21 protein-coding genes and 1 tRNA gene are annotated in these 21,264 nt (G+C 69.9%); 11 read left to right on the top strand and 11 right to left on the bottom strand.

Annotated elements, in window-relative coordinates; translation table 11 throughout:
* Complete coding sequence (locus tag ACZ56V_RS14600) at nucleotides 1-387, bottom strand: DUF6344 domain-containing protein (RefSeq protein ID WP_468942347.1); 387 nt, start codon at nucleotides 385-387, stop codon at nucleotides 1-3.
* 337 nt (nucleotides 388-724) lie between these two features.
* On the opposite strand from ACZ56V_RS14600, the gene ACZ56V_RS14595 reads away from it, so the two are divergent.
* Entirely contained in the window at nucleotides 725-853 is a 129-nt protein-coding gene (locus tag ACZ56V_RS14595; protein ID WP_003999697.1) for a DLW-39 family protein, read from the top strand.
* Nucleotides 854-982: 129 nt separating this feature from the next.
* Nucleotides 983-2,356 carry a hypothetical protein gene (locus ACZ56V_RS14590; RefSeq protein WP_468942344.1) on the top strand — a complete coding sequence of 458 codons (1,374 nt, stop codon included), beginning with the start codon at nucleotides 983-985 and terminating at the stop codon, nucleotides 2,354-2,356.
* A gap of 208 nt (nucleotides 2,357-2,564) precedes the next feature.
* On the opposite strand, the gene ACZ56V_RS14585 is transcribed toward ACZ56V_RS14590, so the two are convergent.
* Complete coding sequence (locus ACZ56V_RS14585) at nucleotides 2,565-4,310, bottom strand: serine/threonine-protein kinase (protein WP_468942342.1); 1,746 nt, start codon at nucleotides 4,308-4,310, stop codon at nucleotides 2,565-2,567.
* A gap of 86 nt (nucleotides 4,311-4,396) precedes the next feature.
* Nucleotides 4,397-4,945 carry a helix-turn-helix domain-containing protein gene (locus ACZ56V_RS14580; RefSeq protein ID WP_356369868.1) on the bottom strand — a complete coding sequence of 183 codons (549 nt, stop codon included), beginning with the start codon at nucleotides 4,943-4,945 and terminating at the stop codon, nucleotides 4,397-4,399.
* A 180-nt stretch (nucleotides 4,946-5,125) separates the two neighbouring features.
* Here ACZ56V_RS14580 and ACZ56V_RS14575 point away from each other — a divergent pair.
* Both ACZ56V_RS14575 and ACZ56V_RS14570 read left to right on the top strand, forming a co-directional pair.
* Nucleotides 5,126-5,198, top strand: a tRNA-Ala gene (locus tag ACZ56V_RS14575).
* A gap of 397 nt (nucleotides 5,199-5,595) precedes the next feature.
* Nucleotides 5,596-6,372: an isoprenyl transferase gene (locus ACZ56V_RS14570; protein ID WP_398911441.1), complete on the top strand. Its 777-nt coding sequence runs from the start codon at nucleotides 5,596-5,598 to the stop codon at nucleotides 6,370-6,372.
* 101 nt (nucleotides 6,373-6,473) lie between these two features.
* On the opposite strand, the gene ACZ56V_RS14565 is transcribed toward ACZ56V_RS14570, so the two are convergent.
* The gene (locus ACZ56V_RS14565) at nucleotides 6,474-7,175 is read right to left on the bottom strand and encodes a DUF5324 family protein (RefSeq protein WP_104636365.1); all 702 of its coding nucleotides are present in this window, start codon (nucleotides 7,173-7,175) and stop codon (nucleotides 6,474-6,476) included.
* 319 nt (nucleotides 7,176-7,494) lie between these two features.
* On the opposite strand from ACZ56V_RS14565, the gene ACZ56V_RS14560 reads away from it, so the two are divergent.
* On the top strand, nucleotides 7,495-8,028 hold the full coding sequence (locus ACZ56V_RS14560; protein ID WP_398911443.1) for a peptidylprolyl isomerase: 534 nt from the start codon (nucleotides 7,495-7,497) through the stop codon (nucleotides 8,026-8,028).
* Between the two features lie 103 nt (nucleotides 8,029-8,131).
* On the top strand, nucleotides 8,132-9,025 hold the full coding sequence (locus ACZ56V_RS14555; protein ID WP_468942337.1) for a rhomboid family intramembrane serine protease: 894 nt from the start codon (nucleotides 8,132-8,134) through the stop codon (nucleotides 9,023-9,025).
* Between the two features lie 264 nt (nucleotides 9,026-9,289).
* Here ACZ56V_RS14555 and crgA read toward each other — a convergent pair whose 3' ends face one another.
* Entirely contained in the window at nucleotides 9,290-9,544 is a 255-nt protein-coding gene (crgA, locus tag ACZ56V_RS14550) for a cell division protein CrgA (protein WP_052836723.1), read from the bottom strand.
* A 152-nt stretch (nucleotides 9,545-9,696) separates the two neighbouring features.
* Between crgA and ACZ56V_RS14545 the strand changes: the two genes are divergently transcribed.
* Genes ACZ56V_RS14545 through ACZ56V_RS14525 form a run of 5 tightly spaced genes read left to right on the top strand, consistent with a single transcriptional unit; the run spans nucleotide 9,697 to nucleotide 13,178 of the window.
* Nucleotides 9,697-10,476, top strand: coding sequence for a DUF881 domain-containing protein (locus tag ACZ56V_RS14545; RefSeq protein WP_398911447.1), 780 nt, complete (start codon nucleotides 9,697-9,699; stop codon nucleotides 10,474-10,476).
* A gap of 45 nt (nucleotides 10,477-10,521) precedes the next feature.
* Nucleotides 10,522-10,719 carry a hypothetical protein gene (locus ACZ56V_RS14540; protein WP_174256084.1) on the top strand — a complete coding sequence of 66 codons (198 nt, stop codon included), beginning with the start codon at nucleotides 10,522-10,524 and terminating at the stop codon, nucleotides 10,717-10,719.
* Nucleotides 10,716-11,354, top strand: coding sequence for an aminodeoxychorismate/anthranilate synthase component II (locus tag ACZ56V_RS14535; RefSeq protein ID WP_398911449.1), 639 nt, complete (start codon nucleotides 10,716-10,718; stop codon nucleotides 11,352-11,354). Before ACZ56V_RS14540 ends, ACZ56V_RS14535 begins: the two co-directional genes overlap by 4 nt.
* Nucleotides 11,351-12,385, top strand: coding sequence for a class E sortase (locus tag ACZ56V_RS14530; RefSeq protein WP_356369886.1), 1,035 nt, complete (start codon nucleotides 11,351-11,353; stop codon nucleotides 12,383-12,385). Before ACZ56V_RS14535 ends, ACZ56V_RS14530 begins: the two co-directional genes overlap by 4 nt.
* A 13-nt stretch (nucleotides 12,386-12,398) precedes the next feature.
* Entirely contained in the window at nucleotides 12,399-13,178 is a 780-nt protein-coding gene (locus ACZ56V_RS14525; protein ID WP_398911451.1) for a class E sortase, read from the top strand.
* 93 nt (nucleotides 13,179-13,271) lie between these two features.
* Here the strand turns inward: ACZ56V_RS14525 and ACZ56V_RS14520 are convergent, their stop codons facing one another.
* From ACZ56V_RS14520 to ACZ56V_RS14495, 6 genes are all read right to left on the bottom strand, one after another.
* On the bottom strand, nucleotides 13,272-13,610 hold the full coding sequence (locus ACZ56V_RS14520) for a restriction endonuclease (protein ID WP_468942330.1): 339 nt from the start codon (nucleotides 13,608-13,610) through the stop codon (nucleotides 13,272-13,274).
* Nucleotides 13,516-14,319, bottom strand: a complete 804-nt coding sequence (locus ACZ56V_RS14515; RefSeq protein WP_468942327.1) for a restriction endonuclease — start codon at nucleotides 14,317-14,319, stop codon at nucleotides 13,516-13,518. Before ACZ56V_RS14515 ends, ACZ56V_RS14520 begins: the two co-directional genes overlap by 95 nt.
* 155 nt (nucleotides 14,320-14,474) lie before the next feature.
* Nucleotides 14,475-16,496, bottom strand: a complete 2,022-nt coding sequence (gene pknB / locus ACZ56V_RS14510) for a Stk1 family PASTA domain-containing Ser/Thr kinase (protein WP_467378776.1) — start codon at nucleotides 16,494-16,496, stop codon at nucleotides 14,475-14,477.
* Nucleotides 16,497-16,686: 190 nt separating this feature from the next.
* Entirely contained in the window at nucleotides 16,687-18,159 is a 1,473-nt protein-coding gene (locus ACZ56V_RS14505; protein ID WP_468942322.1) for a peptidoglycan D,D-transpeptidase FtsI family protein, read from the bottom strand.
* On the bottom strand, nucleotides 18,156-19,592 hold the full coding sequence (locus ACZ56V_RS14500) for an FtsW/RodA/SpoVE family cell cycle protein (protein WP_104636375.1): 1,437 nt from the start codon (nucleotides 19,590-19,592) through the stop codon (nucleotides 18,156-18,158). The genes ACZ56V_RS14505 and ACZ56V_RS14500 overlap by 4 nt, the downstream gene beginning before the upstream one ends.
* Before the next feature lie 27 nt (nucleotides 19,593-19,619).
* The gene (locus ACZ56V_RS14495) at nucleotides 19,620-21,167 is read right to left on the bottom strand and encodes a Stp1/IreP family PP2C-type Ser/Thr phosphatase (protein WP_104636379.1); all 1,548 of its coding nucleotides are present in this window, start codon (nucleotides 21,165-21,167) and stop codon (nucleotides 19,620-19,622) included.
* Between the last annotated feature and the right edge of the window lie 97 nt (nucleotides 21,168-21,264).

Below are 21,264 nucleotides of genomic sequence, written 5' to 3'. Positions count from 1 at the left end.
TCAGCGCTGGAGCGGGATGGTGTGCTGGGCCGGGGGCTCGGCGGCGGTGTCGTCGCAGCGAAGGCCGGTGGCCGTGGCGGTGGTGGCGGCCGCGGCGGTGGCTAGGGCGCCGGCGAGCGGGCGGTGGCGGCAACTGGGTGCCGTGCCGTGGGCCTCGGCGCGGATGCGCTGCTTCATCGTGGGGGGCAGGGAACCGGTTCGGGACCAGGACCAGGGAACCGCGGCCGCGGGAGCCGCCTCGGGGGAGGCGCTCTCGGTGTTGCTGTGCGTTCCGGTCTGCGGTACGGCCGCGGCGGCCGTCGTCGTGATGAGTCCGAGCGCCGTGCACAGCGCGAGGAAGGCGGTGACGATGGTGGTCCAGAGCGTCAGGACCTTGTTCCGGGCCATGGCCCCTCACTTTCGGGTTGGGCGATTTGCGTACTTTCCTCATGATGTGTATGAGCGCCGCGAAGTGGTGGACCGACGCCCGTGGCGCGTCGATGTTCAGATGAACACCACTCGGATGGCCGCAAAGGGCCGGAAAAGGTGCCCAGACCGGAGAGATGCGGGCAAAGTCACCGCACGTGAGGGTGTGATCACCCTCCGATCAGAATGGGTTCGTCCGCTTCTAAAGGGTTCCGGCGACGGGCAGTTGACCGCCGACGCAGGTCACCGATCGGTATCGGCCGGTGTGTATAGTCGGGCGCCAGAGGTCCCCTACGTCAAGGAAAGACGAGGTCGCGCGGTGAAGAAGCTTCTCCTGGTCGCACTGGCCGCCATCGGCGGGCTCCTCGTGTACCGCCAGATCCAGGCGGATCGCGCCGAGCAGGATCTGTGGACGGAGGCGACTGACTCCGTGCCCACGGGTTCGTGAGAACGACCGACATCCGGTCCTGAGCAGACCCCGGCCGTCATACGGTCGGGGTTTTGTGTTGCCCCGAGGGGGCACGGTCCGCTGGGGGCGGGCGGCGACGGAGCCGGTGAGCGCGAGGGGTGGCGGGTCATGGGACGCTGGTGTACGGCTCGGCGGCGCGCCGGAACGGGGCGGGCGCGGCCGTCGGTGACCGCGCGACCGGCGGTGTCCGGGCGGGTGGCCGTGGTGGCCGCCGTACTCGTACTGGCCACGACCGCCGCCCTGCCCGGAGCCGCCGCCCTCGCGGCCGGTGGGCCCGGCTCCGCCCGTGGGACCGGCTCGGCCGGTGCGACCGACGGGTACGACTTCGCCGGCGACGCCGTGCGCATAGCGGGCGCGCCTGCCACCGCGGGCGCCGAACCGCTGGAGGCCGGCTCCACGTACCGCAGCACCCTGCCGCGGAACGGTGTCCTCTATTACCGCCTCGAACTCGACGACGCCTCCGACGCCTACGTCTCCGTCACCGCCGTACCCGGCGCCGACGGCGAGGTCACCGCCGTCGACGGCATCCGGGTCTCCGTGCAGGACGCCGACGGCGGCTCGTGCTCCGTGCAGAGCGCGACCTTCGGCGCCGCCCGCAGCCCCCGCCCGGTCACCGCCTGGGGCATGCGCGAGATCGACCCCGGCGCCAACCGGTGCCAGGACCCCGGCACCTACTACGTCGGCGTCGAGCGGACCCGGCCCCAGGACTCCCCGCAGGACGACTGGGACCTGGAGCTCACCGCCGCCACCGAACCCCGCCCGCGCCAGACCGGTGCCACCGGGGCACCCGAGACCTGGGACTCCGCCTCGCCCCAGCCGCTCCCCGGCGAGCCGGAACACCGGCCGGGCGGCAACGGCTTCGCCGACGCCACCCTCGTCGGGCAGGGCGTCTGGCGCGACGACATCCGGCCCGGGGAGACCCTCTACTACAAGGTGCCGGTCGACTGGGGCCGCCAGGTGTACGCCACCGCGGAACTCGCCGGTTCCGGGGACGCCTCCGGCTATGCCACCGGGGCCCTGCGACTGGCCCTGCACAACCCCGTGCGCGGCGAGGTCGACGACGCCGCCAAGGGCTACACCGGGCGCCGGACCACCGTCGGCCTCGCCCCCCTGCCGCCCGTCGCGTACCCCAACCGGTACGCCACCGCCGGACAGGTCGGCGCACTGCGGTTCGCCGGTGACTACTACGTCGTGATCCACCTCGCGGCCCAGGTGGCCGACGACTTCGGCCAGGGCCCGTTCGGCGTGACGCTGCGCCTGCGGCTCGGGGGAACGGCGGGCACCGGACCCGACTACGTGGGGGAGTCCCGGCCGAAGGGCCTCTTCGAGGTCTCCGCGCGGGACCGGGCGGCCGCGCCCGTGAGCGCCGCCGCGGACGACGATCTCGCCATGAAGGCGGTCGCCGTCGGCGGGATCGGCACCGGCAGCCTGCTGCTCCTCGGCCTGGCCGTGTGGACGGCGACGGCCCGGCGCCGGGCCTAGGGGGTGTCGTTTGGATCTTGCCGGGGTCGCGGGGTCTGGCACGCACATCTGCGGCGTTGTCGTCGGTTGCCAACGCTCCGCGTTGTCGCCCTCCTCCGCCTTGCAGCTGCACGCACCAGACCCCGCTCGGGTCGGCCACAAGGCACCGTCGCCCGGAGCCGGCCTGATCCAAACGACACCCCCTAGGCCCCCTTCCGGCGCGCCCGACTCAGATCCGGGTCAGCGCCCAGAAACCCACGGCGTAGCAGGCCAGCGCGAGCAGCAGCAGCGGCAGGGCAACCCGGGCCGGGGGACCGGGACGGCGGCGCCGCCGTGCCCCACGGTGCTGGGCGGGCGAGGCGGACCGCGGGTTCCGGGCGGTGTACGCGGCGGTGGGGACGTCGGCGCGCTGCGGCGGGGACGGCGCGAGGGCCTGGGCGGGCAGCGGCGGCCCGTGCGGCGCCCGGTACTGCGTCCGGTCCGGCGGCTGGTGCCGCGGTGCGCCCGTGAACGCCGGGTGCTGCGCGGGCGGTTGCGCCCTGCCGGCCGTCGAAGCCGACGCCGAGGTGCCGGTCGGCAGCGGGGGCGGCAGGTGGAAGCTGCCGGTGTCCGACATGGCATCCGCCCGCGGTGTTCCGTCCGAGGCCGGCAGCGCTGGACCGGACGCCGACGGTGGCGCCGTGGGGACGGCGGCCGTCCAGCCCTGGCCGCAGGAGACGCCGGCCGGGCCGGTCGGCGTGCCGTCGGAGGCGGGTGGCGCACCGGCAGGGCCCGGGTCCGTGCCCGGCGGGGGCGTGCCGGCGGTGGCGGGCGGCCGGCCGTGGGCGGAGGGCGTCCCCGTCGCCGTCGACGGTGCGCCGGGTGGTGCGGACGCCGGTGGCGGGTCCGTGCCCGGAACGGCGGGCGACGGCCGGTCCTGGTCGGGCGGCGGCACGACCGGCGGCGAGGGCGGGGTGGGCGGTGTCCGGTCCGGGGACGGGAAGGGCGGGGGCGTGGTCGGCCACGGGGGCGTCGGCGGCGTGGCGTGCGGGGACGGGGTCGCGCCCGGAGGGCGTCGCGGGTCCGTCGCTACGTCCTCCACACCGGAGGCCCGCTTGAGCGGACCCTCGGGGCCGAACCCCGGCGGCAGCGGGCCTACCTGGTCGAAGATCTCGATCAGCTCGTCGTCGGGCCCGGGCTCCGGCAGCAGTTCCACCGCCGCGGCCAGCGCCTTGCGCGCCCCCGTCGCGGTACGGAACCTCGCCGCCGGATCCGGTTGCAGCAGCGTCGCCACGACCTGCCACAAAGGCTCGGCGATCCCCCGCGGCGCGGGCGGCGTACCGTGCTCGGCGAAGTGCTGCACGAGTGCCTTGGCGTCCGGCTTGGCCCCCTCCAGCAGATACAGGGCGACCAGACCCACCGCGAACAGGTCCGCCGGGAAGCCCGGCTCCGCACCCATCATCTGCTCCGGCGCCAGATAACCCGGCGTCCCCACCACGAGGTTGGTCTCCGTCAGCCGGGGCTCGCCCAGCCGCATCGCGATGCCGAAGTCGGACAGCCTGAGGCGCGGACGGCCCGTCCCCGTCGCCTCGAGGAGCAGGTTGGCGGGCTTGATGTCACGGTGCACCACGCCCTCCCCGTGCACCGCCGCCAGCCCCGACAGGAGCTGGTCGAGCAGCGTGCACACGAAGTCGGGCGGCAGGGGCCCGTAGTCCCCGACCAGATGGACCAGCGAACCCCCCGTGACCAGGTCCATCGTGAACAGGACCTGGTCGTCGTCGGCGGCCCAGCTCGCGGGCGCCAGCACATGGGGATGGTCGATCCGCAGCGCCTGCTCACGGACGAACCGCAGCAGCGAGTGCGCGTCCCGCTGCTGAAGCACCTTCGCGGCCACATAACGCCTGCGACGGTGGTCCCAGGCACGCCAGACGGCACCCACCCCGCCCCGGCCGATCGGGTCGACCAGCTCGTACCGGCCCGCGAAGACCTCACCCATGGCTGTGCGCCGCTCCTCCCCTGGGACCTGTCGCGCCACTCCCGCGGGCCCGGCCGCCGACCCCCTCGGCGACCGGACCCACGGGGTCAGTTCTGGTGGGACTGGTAGTGCGCGACCGCGTCCGAGGTGCGGCCCGCGCCGTACACCCGCAGGAACTCCGCCAGTTCCGGGTGCGAGGCGGACAGGGAGTCCGCGGCATCGATGATGTCCCCGGCAGCCGCCACCGAGCGCAGCAGCGACTGGATCTCCCGGACCACCCGCTTGACCGTGGGCGCACCCGAACTACTGGTCGTCGTCGTGGTGTTGCTGAGCACCGAGCCCCCCTGCGACTTCTTGATCTCGTCCATGCGCTCCGTGGCCTCGGCCGCGCTCACACTGCCGTCGGCGACCTGCCCCGCCAGGTCCTGCAGCAGCTGCACCCGCTGGACCACCGCGGGATTGCCGATCTTCGCCCGCTGGCCGCTCATCAGCTGCGACAGCATCGGTGCGGACAGCCCCAGCACCCCCGCGAGACGAGCCTGGTTGAGACCGAGATCGTCGATAAGCCTGCGGAAGAGCGCCCCCAGCGGCTCCCCGTACCAGTTCCGCTGCAGTTCCCGCGCTCTTGCGGTGGCTTCCTGCTGTGCGGCGTCCATTGCGTCTCCCCATCGCTTCCCCAAAAACCGCAGTTCGCTCCAGCGAACCACGCCGAGCATCTTACGGAGCGTGGTCGTTCCCCGGGACCCCCAATCATTTGTGAGATACGGGGGGCGACCCGGTACTCTTGTCCGCGGCACCCGACGGTCCGCGACACCAGGACCGGCGAGGCCGCCCGAGGGGCCTTAGCTCAGTTGGTAGAGCGCTGTCTTTGCATGGCAGATGTCAGGGGTTCGACTCCCCTAGGCTCCACCGTCAAGAACGCCTCCGACCTGCGGAAACATGGGTCGGAGGCGCTCTGTTCTCTCCAGGCGGGCCGCAGCGGCCCGGCCGTCCGGGCCCCGGCGGGCGGAGACGTTCCTCACCGTCGTCACCCTCACACCGCGCCCGACACCGCCCGCACCGACCGGGTGATCCACAACGACCGGAGGGAAAGGGCCAGTTGACCACGTGGAACAACGCTCCGGCGCCCGCGTCGGCACCGGAAAGGGCTCACGGCCGGGCCGCTCTCGGCGCCCGGGCGGTGCTGTCTGCTCTTGATATCGTCACCCCACAAGGCATCAGCGCCACACCCCCGCGGGGCGGTGCCACGTGGCTCATCGCCGTCGGAGCCGTCCGTTCGCTACCGACGAGGTGGAAGGGGTAGACCATGCGGGCCAAGGTACGAGCCGCTCTGGACGCGCTCTACATGAAGCGGCTGGCCAAGGAGCTGGAGGGACGCCCACGCCCCCAGCACATCGGCATCATGCTGGACGGCAACCGCCGGTGGGCCAAGATGTCGGGCATCGACGACCCCCGCGAGGGCTACCGGGCCGGTGGCGCGAAGGTGCTGGACTTCCTGCGCTGGTGCGACTCCGCGCAGATCGAGCACGTCACCCTGTTCATGCTCTCCGACGACAACCTGCACCGGCCCGAAGAGCAGCTGAACCCCCTCATCGACATCATCGCCGAGGTCGTCGAGCAGCTGGCCGCGCCGGGCAACCCCTGGCCCGTCGAAGCCGTCGGCGCCCTGGACCTGCTGCCCGCCGAGTCCGCGAGCCGCCTCAAGACCGCCACCGCCGCCACCCAGGGCCGCAAGGGCGGCACCAAGGTCGACGTCGCCGTGGGCTACGGAGGCAGGCGCGAGATCGTCGATGCCGTGCGGTCCGCCCTGATGGAGCACAGCTCCCAGGGCGGCGACATCGACGAGTTCATCGACACCTTCACCATGGAGCACATCTCCAAGCACCTGTACTCCAAGACACGGTCCGAGTCCGATCTCATCATCCGCACCTCCGGCGAACAGCGGCTCTCCGGATTCCTGCTCTGGCAGTCCGCCTACGCCGAGGTCCACTTCTGCGAGACCTACTGGCCGGACTTCCGCGAGATCGACTTCCTGCGGGCCCTGCGCTCCTACTCCCTCCGGGAACGCCGCTACGGCCGCTGAGCGCGGTTTCACGTGAAACGTCGCTGCGGGGCGGGAGACTCAGGGTCTCCCGCCCCGCAGCGGTAAGAAGCAGCAGCCGACGCCGGTACGGCGAGCGAGGATCAGCGGGGCTCGTCGCCCTCCGCCGCCTCCTCCTGGGCCTGCTTGGCCTGCACCTCGGGATCGAGGATCGCCTCGCCGGTACCGTCCACCGACGTCAGCCGGCCCGACTCGGGAACCTCCGTCGCCTCCGGCGGCTCCACCAGCCAGTCCGGGTTGGCCTGCTTGTCCCACCACTTCCACGCGGCGAAGGCGCCGCCCGCGACGATGCCGGCCACCGCGAGGACCTTGGCGATCCGACCGGCCCTGGCACGTCGCTGGTGCTTGCGCGTCAGCCGCTGGATCTCCTTCGCCGTGACCTGACCACGCAGCGCGGCCAGCGCGGCCGCACCACGCGCCGTGGCCTCGTCGCGCACCGGACCGGCCGCGGCCACCGCCTGCTCAATCCTCGGTCGTGAATAGTCGGCCGCCTGCCGGGCGGCCAGACGCGCACGGATCGCTGCCTCCTGCGCGGCCGCGTCCATCTTCGGCGGCACATGCGTACGGGCCTGCTCCAGTCGCGGCGCGACTCGCGCGTCGTACTGAAGGCGGGCCTGGTCTGCGGCCTGCGACACCTTGGGCGCCAGCCGTACGCGCGCCTCCTGTGCGTAGTGAGCGGCCCTGTCCTTGGCCGTGTCGGCGTAGGGCGCCACCACTTCCGCGGCGTGCAGCACGCTGTCCTTCGCCGAACCGGTCGCGGCGCGCACGCTGTCGATGCGGGTCACGGGTTCCTCCTCCTCGGTGGCGTACGGTAATTCGACTTTCCACCCTTTTACGGATCATGCCTGCGGACGCACCGCCAGGCATGTGAGGGCGGGCATCCGGGTCACGGACGAGGCCGCCGCGCCCTCTGGGACAAGTGGTGATGAAGTTGCGGACAAGAGCTGATCGACATCAATAACGGACGAATACCGGGCAACACGCGGCTGTCCACGACCATGCCACGGATCGGCGCCCCACGCTCGTGACCCAGCGGGATGAGCGCCGAACGTGCCCCGACCGTGCGAGGATCGGTGCGCACAACAGGACGAGGGAAGGCACGTCGTGGCCGAGCAGCTCTACGCCACCCTGAAGACCGACCAAGGTGACATCGAGGTACGGCTGCTGCCGAACCACGCGCCCAGGACCGTCAGGAACTTCGTCGAACTCGCCCGCGGCGAGCGGGAGTGGACCCACCCCGCCACCGGCGAGAAATCCATGGCCAAGCTCTACGACGGCACCGTCTTCCACCGGGTCCTCAGCGGCTTCATGATCCAGGGCGGCGATCCGCTGGGCAACGGCACCGGCGACCCCGGCTACCAGTTCCCGGACGAGTTCCACCCCGACCTCGCCTTCGACAAGCCCTACCTGATGGCCATGGCCAACGCCGGTCCCGGCACCAACGGCTCGCAGTTCTTCATCACCGTCTCCCCGACGACCTGGCTGAACCGCAAGCACACGATCTTCGGCGAAGTGACCGACCCGGCCAGCCGGAAGGTCGTCGACGCCATCGCCGCCACCCCGACCAACCCCCGCACCGAGCGCCCCCTCACCGACATCGTCATCGAGTCGGTCGTCATCGAAACGCGGAACGCCTGACTCCCCGCACAACGGGCAGGAACCAAACGCCCCGTCCATCCGTAGAGAAGGACGGGGCGGTGCATCTGCACACACCGCCCGCAGGGACGACCGAGGGGATGCCATGGACCACGCGGCCGCAGGCCGACCGGATGCCCAGAGCCTGCCCGGTTGCTATCGCCATCCCGACCGCGAGACCGGTATCCGCTGCACCCGCTGCGAGCGCCCCATCTGCACGGACTGCATGGTCAACGCCTCAGTCGGCTTCCACTGCCCCGACTGCGCCGCCGGCCGCACACCGGGGGGCAGCGGACCGGCCCCGAGTGCCTCCCGGCCCCGCACCCTCGCGGGCGGTACGGTCGCGGCCGACCCGCACCTCGTCACCAAGATCCTGATCGGGATCAACGTGGCGGTGTTCATCGCCGTCCGGGCGCTGCCCGACTCCTTCCTCGCCGACATGGTGCTCATCGGGCGCTGGCCCCCGGCCCCCTTCGTCCCGACCGAGGGCGTCGCGGAGGGCGAGTGGTACCGCCTGGTGACCACGATGTTCACCCACCAGGAGATCTGGCACATCGGCTTCAACATGATCACCCTCTGGTTCCTGGGCGGCCCCCTGGAAGCAGCCCTCGGTAGAGCCCGCTACCTCGCGCTCTACCTAGTCTCGGGCCTCGCCGGCAGCGTCTTCGCCTACCTGCTCGAGTCACCCACCACGGCCACCCTCGGTGCCTCCGGTGCGATCTTCGGTCTTTTCGGCGCCACCGCCGCGCTCATGCGCCGGCGCAACGCCGACATGCGGCCGGTCGTCATCCTGCTGGTGATCAGCCTGATCTTCACCTTCACCCGGAGCAACATCTCCTGGCAGGCCCACGTCGGCGGCCTCGTCGCGGGTGCCGTGATCGGCTATGCCATGCTCCACGCCCCGCGCGGGCGGCGCACGCTCGTCCAGTACGGCACCTGCGCGCTGGTCCTGCTGGTCGTCGTCGGACTGACCCTGTTGAGGACGGCCCAGCTCACCTGAGCACTCGTTGTCCACAGTAGGTGGCGGATCTTGTGCACAGTGTGCGGGAACACATGTGCCCCCTGTCACTGACCAGTGTTTTCGCAGGTCAGGCAGGGGGCGAACATGTTTTCGGAACCTGAAGGCAGCCGGTACTTCCGTCACACTGGCGTCAATGCCCGGCGGGTTATCCACAGATCGTCTTTCTTTTCCCCATGTGGATAACGCCTGTGGATAACTCCCTGAACAGCCCTGGGCAGAGCTACTGCGGAGCCGCCGCCGGGGTTACTTCCACTGCGTCGAGACGCCGAAGCCCGCCGCGATGAAACCGAAGCCCACCACGATGTTCCAGTTGCCCAGGGAGTCGATGGGCAGGGAACCGTCGGTGACGTAGAAGACGACGATCCAGGCCAGGCCGATGACGAACATGGCCAGCATGACCGGAGCCACCCAGCCGCGGTTGGTCAGCTTGATGCTGGTCGCCTGCTTCGAGGGCGGCGGCGTGTAATCGGCCTTCTTGCGGATACGTGACTTCGGCACGAGGGTCTCTCCTGTCGATGCGCTGCGTGGCCGCGCAGGGAACGGGGCTCGGTCTCGGAATGCGGCGTACATGGGGACAAGGGGACTCTGAGCGCTCCCCCGGGCGTCCGTTAGCGTAGTCCTTCCGTGGCGCCGAAGGAGATAAGGGTACGTTGAGCAATTCTGCCGACTCCCCCGGGACGGGATCCAGCCCTGTCCGCCCGCGCCGTTTCCGGCCCGTGCGGATCCTCACGGCGGCCGTCTTCGCCCTCGCGGGACTTATTTTCTTCACCAGCTTCAATACCGCGAAGGGCACCAATATCCGTACGGACGCCTCTTTGCTCAAGTTGTCCGATCTCATCCATGAGCGCAGCCGGGGCAACGGCGATCTGGAGGAGTCCAACGGGGCCCTGCGCGAGGACGTCGAATCCCTCGCCGAGCGCGACGACGGCCGTACGAAGTCGGAGGACGACGAACTCGCGGCGCTGGAGGAGAAGGCGGGCACGCAGAAGCTGAAGGGCGAGGCGATCAGCGTCACGCTCGACGACGCCCCGCCGGACGCCACCGCGAAGCTCCCCGGCTACCCGGAACCGCAGCCCGACTACCTGGTGATCCACCAGCAGGATCTCCAGGCCGTGGTGAACGCCCTGTGGCAGGGCGGCGCGGAGGGCATCAAGGTCATGGACCAGCGGCTGATCTCCACCAGCGCGGTGCGCTGCGTGGGCAACACCCTGATCCTCCAGGGCCGCGTCTACTCACCGCCGTACAAGATCCAGGCGGTCGGCGACCCGGAGCGGCTGAAGAAGGCGCTGGCGAAGTCGCCGGCGATCCAGAACTACATGGTGTACGTCAACGTGTACGGGCTCGGCTGGAAGGTCGAGGAGGACGGGCGGGTGACGCTGCCGGGCTACTCGGGCACGGCGGACCTGCACTATGCCCAGCCTGTGGATTAGGGCCGTTCCCGAGGGCCGCGCGCCGCTAGTCTGGTGCGGTACGGCGTGAGTCTGGCGCCGTGGTGCGACGGAAGGGACGGCATGTACGGCTGGATCTGGCGGCATCTGCCGGGGAACGCGTGGGTGAAGGCGCTGCTCTCGCTGATGCTGGCGATGATCGTGGTCTACGTCCTCTTCCAGTACGTCTTTCCGTGGGCGGAACCGCTGCTCCCCTTCAACGATGTGACGGTGGACAACCAGTGAGCGCGCGCATCCTCGTCGTCGACAACTACGACAGCTTCGTCTTCAACCTGGTCCAGTACCTGTACCAACTCGGCGCCGAGTGCGAGGTGCTGCGCAACGACGAGGTGTCGACGGCCCACGCCCAGGACGGCTTCGACGGCGTACTGCTCTCGCCCGGCCCGGGTACGCCGGAGCAGGCCGGGGTGTGCGTCGAGATGGTGCGGCACTGCGCGGCGACCGGGGTGCCGGTCTTCGGCGTCTGTCTGGGTATGCAGTCGATGCAGGTGGCGTACGGCGGTGTGGTGGACCGGGCGCCGGAGCTGCTGCACGGCAAGACCTCGCCGGTCGAGCACACGGGCAAGGGCGTCTTCGCGGGCCTGCCCTCGCCGTTCACGGCGACGCGGTACCACTCGCTGGCGGCCGAGCCGGCCACGGTGCCGGCGGAGCTGGAGGTGACGGCCCGTACGCCCGACGGGATCGTGATGGGCCTGCGTCACCGGGAACTGCTCGTCGAGGGCGTGCAGTTCCACCCGGAGTCGGTGCTGACCGAGCACGGGCACCGGATGCTGGCCAACTGGCTGGTGGAGTGCGGTGACCGGGACGCGGTGGCGAGGTCGGCGGGGCTCGCCCCGGTGGTGGGCAGGGCCACGGCGTGACCGCGCTGCGCCCCGAGCGTGACTCCGGCACGGCCGGTGACCAGGGATCCTCGTACGGGCAGCCGTACGGGGATTCCGGTGCGTTCGGGGAGCAGTACCGGCCGCCGCTCCTCGACGACGAGACGGTGGCGTTGCGGGTTCCGGAGCCCCCGGTGCGCCGGACGGAGAGCGGCTCCGCCGCCGCCCCTGCCGGGGACGGCCCCGTTGGTGGGGGACGCGCGGCCCGCAGGAAGGCCGCGAAACGGCGTCACGGGCGCCGTGGGGCGCCCAGGGGCCAGTCTCCGGAGGAGGAGGCCGACCAGACGCCGAAGGCGCCCCTGTCGCGCGTGGAGGCCCGTCGGCAGGCGCGGGCGCGCAAGCCCGGCGCCGCGGTGATCGCCAGCCGGGCGATCGGTGAGATCTTCATCACGACCGGTGTGCTGATGCTGCTGTTCGTCACCTACCAGCTGTGGTGGACGAACGTGCGGGCGCACGCGCAGGCGGACCGGGCCGCGAGCAACCTCCAGGACGACTGGGCGAACGGCAAGCGCAATCCGGGGTCGTTCGAACCGGGCCAGGGGTTCGCGCTGCTGCACATTCCCAAGCTGGACGTGGTGGTGCCGATCGCGGAGGGCATCAGCAGCAAGAAGGTGCTGGACCGGGGCATGGTCGGGCACTACGCGGAGGACGGTCTGAAGACGGCGATGCCGGACGCGAAGACGGGCAACTTCGGGCTCGCGGGGCACCGCAACACGCACGGCGAGCCGTTCCGGTACATCAACAAGCTGGAGCCGGGCGACCCGATCGTGGTGGAGACGCAGGACAAGTACTTCGTGTACAAGATGGCGTCCATCCTGCCGGTGACGTCGCCCAGCAACGTCAGCGTGCTGGACCCGGTCCCGAAGCAGTCGGGCTTCAAGGGACCCGGCCGCTACATCACCCTCACCACCTGCACGCCGGAGTTCACCAGCAAGTACCGCATGATCGTGTGGGGCAAGATGGTCGAGGAACGGCCGCGCAGCAAGGGCAAGCCGGATGCGCTCGTCAGTTAAGGGCGGATGACCAGTGGCAGCGACCACCGACACGGAGCACCAGGAGCACGCCGGCGAGGACGGCCCACCGGAGCCCGGGGCACGCCGCCGGCGCGGCCCCCGGCGGATCGTCGCGCGGGCGGTGAGCGTCTTCGGCGAGCTGCTCATCACCGCGGGCCTGGTGATGGGCCTGTTCGTCGTCTACTCGCTGTGGTGGACGAACGTGGTCGCCGACCGCGCGGCGGACAAGCAGGCCGAGAAGGTCCGTGACAACTGGGCCCAGGACCGGGTGGGCGGGGACGGCGCGGGCGGTCCGGGCGCCCTGGACACCAAGGCGGGCATCGGCTTCCTGCACGTCCCGGCGATGGGGGAGGGCGACATCCTGGTCGAGAAGGGCACGTCGATGAAGATCCTCAACGACGGCGTGGCCGGCTACTACACCGACCCGGTCAAGGCGACGCTGCCCACCTCGGACAAGAAGGGCAACTTCGCGCTCGCCGCCCACCGGGACGGGCACGGCGCCAAGTTCCACAAGATCGACAAGATCGAGAAGGGCGACCCGATCGTCTTCGAGACGAAGGACACCTGGTACGTCTACAAGGCGTACGCCGTCCTCCCCGAGACCTCGAAGTTCAACGTCGACGTCCTCGACGCGGTCCCCGGCGAGTCCGGCAAGAAGAAGGCCGGCCACTACATCACCCTGACGACCTGCACCCCGGTCTACACGAGCCGCTACCGCTACGTGGTGTGGGGCGAGCTGGTCCGCACGGAGAAGGTGGACGGAGAGCGGACCCCGCCGAAGGAACTGCGCTGAGGGGACTGAGTTCCTCGAGGCAACTCAGTCCCCTAACATGACGGAGGCCCGAAGCCGCAACTTCCTCTTGCGGCTTCGGGCCTCTTCGTTCGCCTACTGCAAGACGTTCAGTGGTGCACCGGCGCTCCACGCTTCCAGGAGTCCGCGATGCACGGTGGTGATGCCACTCTCGACGGCGATGTTCTGAGCGTCACGTGTGAAGGGGCAGGTAGCCACGAACAGGGCGACTTCGGACCTGTGCAGGACTTTGGCCGCCCCGATGAACTTCTGGATCTCGGGACTGGTGATGGTGAGGTGAGGTGCGAACCTCTTGCACTGGACGACGATCGTTCGTCCGTCAGCGGTGAGCGCGGTGATGTCGATGCCCCGGTCCCTGCTGCCACCGCGTACGAGGACGTGGGCACCCGTCGCGGCGGAGCAGCGTGGCGACATGCTCCTCGAACTCGCGGCCGTTCATGGCGTCCATGGAGGCCATGACACCGGCAAGCGGACGGTCCTCTCGCGGGCCTTCCAGCCGTTGCAGCCGGGCGTTGTGTTGCCGGAGCCGCTTCTCGATGCGCTGGACTCCTGTCCGGAGAGCGATGAGCTCTCGTCGGTGATCGCTCGATGTTTCAATCAGTGCGTTGAACATCGGCACGACTGTCCTGCCGAGGATGTGGGTGATGCGTTGGTCGATGCGGGCGTCGAGCGCGGAGGTGTCTGTCGGGGACGGGTTCTCCACAGGCTGTGTGCGGACCAGGTATTCCATGTCCAGGAGGTAGGTGCGTACCTGGCGGGCGACGTCGCTGTCGCGCAGGAGCATGGCGATGTTGAGTACGGCTCGCCTGGAGTAGATGGTGAGGCTTCGGCGGGCCTGTGGATAACTGGCCAGCGAGAGTGACATGTTGTCACTCTCGAATTGCCGCAGGTCAGCGCCTCGGAGCACGGACATCCCGTTGGCTGCCAGTTCCGCACGGTGGCGTTTGGCCAGCTGTCGGACGGCTTCGGCGGTGACCTGGAAGTACGTCGCCACCATCGCCGTCGTCACGTGCATGCCATCCGGCAGCAAGGACAGTGCCTTGACGCGGTCGAGTACGTCCGTGCGTTCGAGGACGCTGCTGCGCAGGGCCGGTGATTCCAGTAGGGCGGTCTCGCTGATCATGGGTCGGTCCCCCGGTCGGGTTGTGTGGTCACCCTTTGTCAACGAGTCATGACATACGAAGACACGATCGATTCATGGTGGTGCGTACGACGGAGCCCCGGTCCCTCCGCTGAGCTGAGGGGCCGGGGCTCCGGTCGGTCGGTAGGGCAGGCGGGTCAGCCGCCGAAGCCGGGGAGGCCGCCGATGGCGCCGCCGTTGTCGTTGCCCCGGTTGTTGCCGCCGTTTCCGCCGTTGCCGCCCACCGTGGTGAGGGTGATCTGCGTGCCGGCCGGGTCGTCTACCTCGCTGTTGGCCGGCGGGTTCTGCCCTATGACGACCGCGTTGCCGTCGTTCGGACCGTTGACCTGGATGTTGGTGAAGCCGGCCTGCTGCAGGGTCTGCTGGGCCTGGGACAGGGGCGTACCGAGCTTGATCTCGGGCACCTTCTTCTTCTCCACGGCCTTGCCGACCACGATCGTGACCTTCGAGCCCGGGTCGACCTGCTGGTTCGCGGAGGGCGTGGTGGAGATGACCTTGTCCACCTGGTTCGGGTCGTTGGTGGGCTGGTCCGTGCAGGTGGCCTCGAGGCCGTTGTTCTCCATCTGGGACTTGGCCTCGTCACAGCTGCGGCCGACGACGTCCGGGACCGTGGCCTTCTCCTCGGCCTTGGCGACCTCCAGGGTCACCGTGGAGCCCTTCTGCAGCTCCTTGCCCGGGTCGGGGTCCTGGCTGAGGACGGTGCCCTCGTCCTGGGAGGACTCGGTCTGCTTGGTCTCGACCACGAAGCCCTTGTCCTCGAGCTGCTTGGTGGCCTCGTCGACGTTCTTGTCGATCACGTTCGGGACGGCGACCTTCGGTGCGCCGGTCGAGACCACCAGGTTGACGGTGGACTTCTTCTCGACGTCGGTGCCCTGCTCGGGGTCCTGTGCGCAGACCTTGCCCTTGGGCTGGTCCTCGCACTCCTGCTGCTTGAACGTGAGCACCAGGTCGATGTTGTCCGCCTGTTGCTGGGCGTCGTCCTTGCTCAGTCCGATGAACGCCGGCACCGGGACCTTGTCGTTGCCCGCCCCCCCGCCCCCGCTGAAGGCGTACTTGCCGATCAGGATGGCGCCGACGAGGACGAGGATGCCGGCCAGGACCAGGAAGATCGTGGAGGTGTTCTTCTTGCGGGACTGCTGGCGGCGCCGGTCGGGGCGCTCGTCGTAGCCGTAGCCGCCGTCGTCCGGGTTCATGGGCGGCAGCATGGTGGTGGCGCCGCCGCCTCCGTCCGAGCGCAGGGCGGTGGTCGGCTGGTCGTCGGGGTAGGCGCCGTAGCCGCCGGCGGCCATGGCGCCCATCGCGGCGGTGGCGCCGACGGGCTGGCCGTCGAGGCAGGCCTCGATGTCGGCGCGCATCTCGTCGGCCGACTGGTAGCGGTAGTCCGGGTCCTTGACCAGGGCCTTCAGCACGATCGCGTCCATCTCGGGCGTGATCTCGGGGTCGAAGACGCTCGGCGCCTGCGGTTCCTCGCGCACGTGCTGGTAGGCGACGGCCACCGGGGAGTCGCCGACGAACGGCGGACGCACCGTGAGCAGCTCGTAGAGCAGGCAGCCCGTGGAGTACAGGTCGGAACGGGCGTCGACCTGCTCGCCCTTGGCCTGCTCCGGGGAGAGGTACTGGGCGGTGCCGATCACGGCGGCGGTCTGGGTCATCGTCATGCCGGAGTCGCCCATGGCGCGGGCGATGCCGAAGTCCATGACCTTGACCTGGCCGTTGCGGGTGAGCATGACGTTGGCCGGCTTGATGTCGCGGTGGACGATGCCGGCCCGGTGCGAGTACTCCAGGGCCTGGAGGATGCCGATGGTCATCTCCAGCGTCCGCTCCGGCAGCAGTTTGCGGCCGGAGTGGAGCAGCTCACGGAGCGTGGAGCCGTCGACGTACTCCATGACGATGTACGGGATCGACACGTTGTCGATGTAGTCCTCGCCCGTGTCGTAGACCGCCACGATCGCGGGGTGGTTGAGCGAGGCGGCCGACTGGGCCTCTCGGCGGAACCGGGCTTGGAAGGACGGGTCGCGCGCGAGGTCCGCGCGCAGCGTCTTCACCGCCACCTGGCGCCCGAGCCTGGTGTCATGCGCGTGGTAAACCTCCGCCATGCCACCACGGCCGAGCACCGGGCCCAGCTCGTACCGGCCGCCGAGGCGACGCGGCTCTTCCATGGTTACCTACCAGCCCTCTCCGTCGGTCCCGACCGGCATGCTTGTACGGTCGGAGGCTGCCGTCCGGCCTACCGTACCCGGCTCGCTCCTGGCCCCTTGGCCGAGCCGGGCAGCCGATACAGGACCGGTATCGCAACGTGCGCCGATGTGAAGGGGACGTGACCGGAGTCACGTCCCGTTCATGGCGCGGTCACTTCTTGCTGTCGATGACGGCCTCCATGACGTTCTTCGCGATCGGTGCCGCGAGGCCGCCGCCGGAGATGTCGTCGCGGCTGGCCCTCTCGTCCTCGATCACCACGGCCACGGCGACGGGCGAGCTGCCGTCGTCGGCCTTGGCGTACGAGATGAACCAGGCGTAGGGGTTCTCGCTGTTGTCGACACCGTGCTGCGCGGTACCGGTCTTGCCGCCCACCTTGACGCCGTCGATCTCGGCGTTGGTTCCCGTGCCGTCCTCGACGACGGTCTCCATCATGGACTGGAGGATCTGGGCGTTGTCCGCGGACAGCGGCTTGCTCATCTCCTCGGGGTCCGTCTTCTCGATGGTGTCGAGGTTCGGGGCCTGGAGCTCGTCGACCATGTACGGCTTCATCAGGGTGCCGTTGTTGGCGATGGCCGAGGTGACCATGGCCATCTGCAGCGGGGTGGCGGCGGTGTTGAACTGGCCGATGGAGGAGAGCGCGACCTGCGAGTCGTTCATGTCGTCGGAGAAGACGGAGGCGCTGGAACGGACCGGGACGAACTGCTCCTCGGTGAAGCCGAACTTCTTGGCCGTCTCGAGCATCTTGTCGTTGCCGAGGTCGTAGCCGATCTTGCCGAAGACGGTGTTGCAGGAGACGCGCAGGGCCTCGCGGAGGGTGGCGTTCTTGCAGGGGAGGTCGCCCTCGTTCGGCAGGGGCGTGGTGGTGCCGGGCATGGTCCACGGCAGCGGGGAGTCGGTCTTCTCGTCGGCGGAGTCGTACAGCCCGTGCTCCAGGGCCGCCGCCGCGGTGAGGACCTTGAAGGTCGAACCGGGCGGGTAGACCTCGCGCAGGGCGCGGTTGAGCATCGGGTCGTCGGGGTTGTTCTTCTTCTGGAGCTTGTTCCAGGCCTCGCCGGCCGCGTCGTTGCTGCCCGCGATGGAGGTGGGGTCGTACGAGGGGTACGAGGCCATTGAGAGGATCTTGCCGGTGGCCGGCTCGATCGCGACGACGGCTCCCTTGGCGCCCTGCTTCTTCAGACCGTCGTAGGCGGCCTTCTGGGCGGCGCTGTTGAGGGTGGTGACGACGTTGCCGCCCTCGCGCTTCTTGCCCGTGATCATGTCGAGGGTGTTGCGGAAGAAGAGCCGGTCGTCGTTGCCGGTGAGGATGCCGTCGTCGATGGACTCGAGCTGGGTGGCGCCGAAGGCCTGGGAGACGTAGCCGGTGACGGGTGCCCACATGGCGCCGTCCTTGTAGGTGCGCTTGTACTTGAAGTCGCCCTCGGTGGTGGCGTGTCCGGTGATGGCCTTGCCGTCGACGATGATGTCGCCGCGGGGGCTGGCGTACCGCTCGATGGCGACCCGGCGGTTGTGCTCGTCCTCCTTGAGCTCGTCCGCCTGGACGTACTGGAGCCAGTTGTCCCGGATGAGGAGGGTGAGGACGAGGAGGCCGCAGAAGATCGCGATTCGGCGCAGTGGCTTGTTCACGGTCGGACCACCTGGGTCATCTCGGCGTCGGGGCTGGCGGGCGCGGCGGGTGCCGGTCTGCGCGCGGTGTCGCTGATGCGCAGCAGAATGCCGATCAACGCCCAGTTGGCGATGACGGAGGAGCCGCCGTAGGCCAGGAAGGGCATGGTCATACCGGTGAGCGGGATGAGGCCCATGACACCGCCGGCGACGACGAAGACCTGGAGGGCGAAGGCGCCGGAGAGGCCGATGGCGAGGAGCTTGCCGAAGGGGTCGCGGGCGGCGAGGGCGGTGCGCACGCCGCGTTCCACGATCAAGGCGTAGAGCAGGAGCAGGGCCATCAGGCCGGCGAGGCCGAGCTCCTCGCCGAAGGTGGCGAGGATGAAGTCGGAGTTGGCGGCGAAGCGGATCAGTTCGGAGTGGCCCTGGCCCCAGCCGGTGCCGAGGGTGCCGCCGGAGCCGAAGGCCCACAGGGCCTGCATGGCCTGCTCGGAGTGGCCGACCTGGTTGGCGCGGGAGAGCGCGAACTCGCGCATCGGGTCGAGCCAGGCGTCGACGCGCTGCTGGATGTGCGGCTCGAAGCTGGCCACGCCGACGGCGCCGACCGCGGACATCAGCAGACCGAAGACGATCCAGCTGGTCCGCTCGGTGGCGACGTACAGCATGATCACGAACATGCCGAAGAACAGCAGCGAGGTGCCGAGGTCGGTCTCGAAGACGAGGATGAGGATCGAGACGATCCAGACCACCAGGATGGGGCCGAGGTCGCGGCCGCGCGGCAGGTAGAGGCCCATGAAGCGGCGGCTGGCCAGGGCGAGCGCGTCGCGCTTCACCATCAGGTAGCCGGCGAAGAAGATCGCCAGGACGATCTTGGCGAACTCACCGGGCTGGATGGAGAAGGAGCCGACCTGGATCCAGATCTTGGCGCCGTAGATGTTCTTGCCGAGGCCCGGGACGAGCGGGAGCAGCAGCAGGAACAGGGCGCCGACCATGGAGATGTAGGTGTAGCGCTGCAGGACGCGGTGGTCCTTGAGGAAGACCAGCACGGCGACGAACAGCGCGATGCCCATCGCGGTGTAGATCAGCTGGCGGGGTGCCGCGGTGCCGGCCTGGTCGATGCTCTGGAGCAGTTCGGACTGGTCCAGGCGCCAGATGGCGACCAGTCCGAGGCCGTTGAGCAGGGTGGCCAGCGGCAGCAGCAGCGGGTCCGCGTACGGCGCGAACTTGCGCACGACGAGATGGCCGACGCCGGCCAGCAGGCCGAGGCCGAAGCCGTAGCTCAGCAGCCCCGCGGGCACCTCGTCGTTGATGGCGAGGCCCACGTTGGCGTAGGCGAAGACCGGGATGAGGACGGCGAACACGAGCAGAGCCAGCTCGGTGTTGCGCCGGCTCGGGGCGCCGATGGCGCCGATCGTGGACGTGTGGTGCGTCGACGGGTTGGTAGTACTGCTCATCGTGTGACAGGGCCTCTCACGGCTTGCCTACTGCTTACCGCACAGCGAGACGACCTTCTGCTCTTCCTCCGAGAGGGTCGGTCCTGAGCCTGGAGTGGGTGCGGTCGTGGACGGGGACTCGGACGATTCGGGTGTCTCGGGCGATCCCGACGGGTTCGGGCTCGGTGAGGCCTTGGACGTGAAGGAGGCGGGAGTGGTTCCCGTGGTGCCCCCGGCCTCGCCCTCGCCCGTCTTCGCGTTCTTCTCGGTCTCCGCGGTGCGCCGGTCGGCCTGCTTCTTGCAGGCGGAGGCCTGTACCGCCAGTTCCTCGATCTTGGCCCGGGCGTCGTTGAGGTCGCCCTCGGGGATGGTGGCCTCGACCAGCTTCTGCTGGTAGGGCGGCAGGTACTTGAGTTCGATCTCGGGGTGGTCCTTCTGGACCTTGGAGAGCGAGACCCAGGCGAGGTCCTGGCTGATGCCCCGGTACAGCGCGAGGTGGTCGTCGTTGGTGCCGACGTAGTACTGGGTCTGGGTCCAGCGCCAGCCGCCGTAGGTGCCGCCGCCGATCACGGCGAGGGCGAGGACGGTGTAGAGGGACCGCTTGAGCCACTTGCGGTTCTTGCGGGGTTTGACGAAGTCGTCGGGGCCGTAGTCGTCGAAGCCGCCGGTGGGGATGAAGCCGGTGGTGTCGCCGCTGCCGGGCGGGCCGAACTCGCCGCCCCCGCCGCGCTGTCCGCCCGGCCGGCCGAGGCCCGCGGCGCGTCCGGCCGGGGTCTGCATGATGCCGTTGTCGCCCATCTGGGCCTGGTTCTCGGCGACGGCGCCGACGACCACGGGGGTGTCGGAGAGCTGCCCGGCGAGGGTGTCGCCGGTGTCGAGGTCGAGGACGTCGGCGACGATGACCGTGATGTTGTCGGGGCCGCCGCCGCGCAGGGCGAGCTGGATCAGCTCCTGGACGGTCTCCTGGGGGCCCTGGTAGCTGGCGAGGGTGTCCTCCATCGTCTGGTGGGAGACGACGCCGGAGAGTCCGTCGGAGCAGATCAGGTAGCGGTCGCCGGCCCGCACCTCGCGGATGGACAGGTCGGGCTCGACGTGGTCGCCGCTGCCGAGGGCGCGCATCAGCAGGGAGCGCTGCGGGTGGGTGCCCGCCTCCTCCTCGGTGATCCGTCCCTCGTCGACGAGGCGCTGCACCCAGGTGTGGTCCTGGGTGATCTGGGTGAGGACGCCGTCGCGCAGCAGGTAGGCGCGGGAGTCGCCGACGTGGACCATGCCCAGGCGCTGGCCGGTCCACAGCAGGGCGGTGAGCGTGGTGCCCATGCCCTCCAGGGCGGGGTCCTCCTCGACCATCTGCCGCAGCTGGTCGTTGGCGCGCTGGACGGCGGCGCCGAGGGAGGTGAGGACGTCGGAGCCGGGCACGTCGTCGTCGAGGGCGACGATGGTGGAGATCACCTCGGAGGAGGCGACCTCACCGGCGGCCTGGCCGCCCATGCCGTCGGCGATGGCGAGCAGACGCGGACCGGCGTACCCGGAGTCCTCGTTGCCCTCCCGGATCATGCCCTTGTGGGAACCGGCGGCGAAGCGCAGTGACAGACTCATGCGCACCTCGCCCGTCGGCTCCGACTGCAGCCGGTCGTGTCGAGCCACACTGCCCACCCTCCGGTCGGGAGCGCGCCGGGGCCCGGGGTGCCGGCCG

It is taken from the genome of Streptomyces sp. NPDC034099 (assembly GCF_055575415.1).
The sequence above is the reverse complement of the archived record's forward strand: the minus strand, read 5'-3'. Positions and strand labels throughout refer to the sequence as shown.

Coding starts and splice junctions, on each gene's coding strand:
- ACZ56V_RS14600 (WP_468942347.1), bottom strand. CDS start 387: ATGGCCCGGAACAAGGTCCTGACGCTCTGGACCACCATCGTCACCGCC.
- ACZ56V_RS14580 (WP_356369868.1), bottom strand. CDS start 4,945: ATGGACGCCGCACAGCAGGAAGCCACCGCAAGAGCGCGGGAACTGCAG.
- pknB (WP_467378776.1), bottom strand. CDS start 16,496: ATGGAAGAGCCGCGTCGCCTCGGCGGCCGGTACGAGCTGGGCCCGGTG.
- ACZ56V_RS14585 (WP_468942342.1), bottom strand. CDS start 4,310: ATGGGTGAGGTCTTCGCGGGCCGGTACGAGCTGGTCGACCCGATCGGC.
- ACZ56V_RS14495 (WP_104636379.1), bottom strand. CDS start 21,167: ATGAGTCTGTCACTGCGCTTCGCCGCCGGTTCCCACAAGGGCATGATC.
- ACZ56V_RS14500 (WP_104636375.1), bottom strand. CDS start 19,592: ATGAGCAGTACTACCAACCCGTCGACGCACCACACGTCCACGATCGGC.
- ACZ56V_RS14520 (WP_468942330.1), bottom strand. CDS start 13,610: ATGTCGCCACGCTGCTCCGCCGCGACGGGTGCCCACGTCCTCGTACGC.
- ACZ56V_RS14590 (WP_468942344.1), top strand. CDS start 983: ATGGGACGCTGGTGTACGGCTCGGCGGCGCGCCGGAACGGGGCGGGCG.
- ACZ56V_RS14555 (WP_468942337.1), top strand. CDS start 8,132: ATGGACCACGCGGCCGCAGGCCGACCGGATGCCCAGAGCCTGCCCGGT.
- ACZ56V_RS14570 (WP_398911441.1), top strand. CDS start 5,596: ATGCGGGCCAAGGTACGAGCCGCTCTGGACGCGCTCTACATGAAGCGG.
- ACZ56V_RS14515 (WP_468942327.1), bottom strand. CDS start 14,319: ATGATCAGCGAGACCGCCCTACTGGAATCACCGGCCCTGCGCAGCAGC.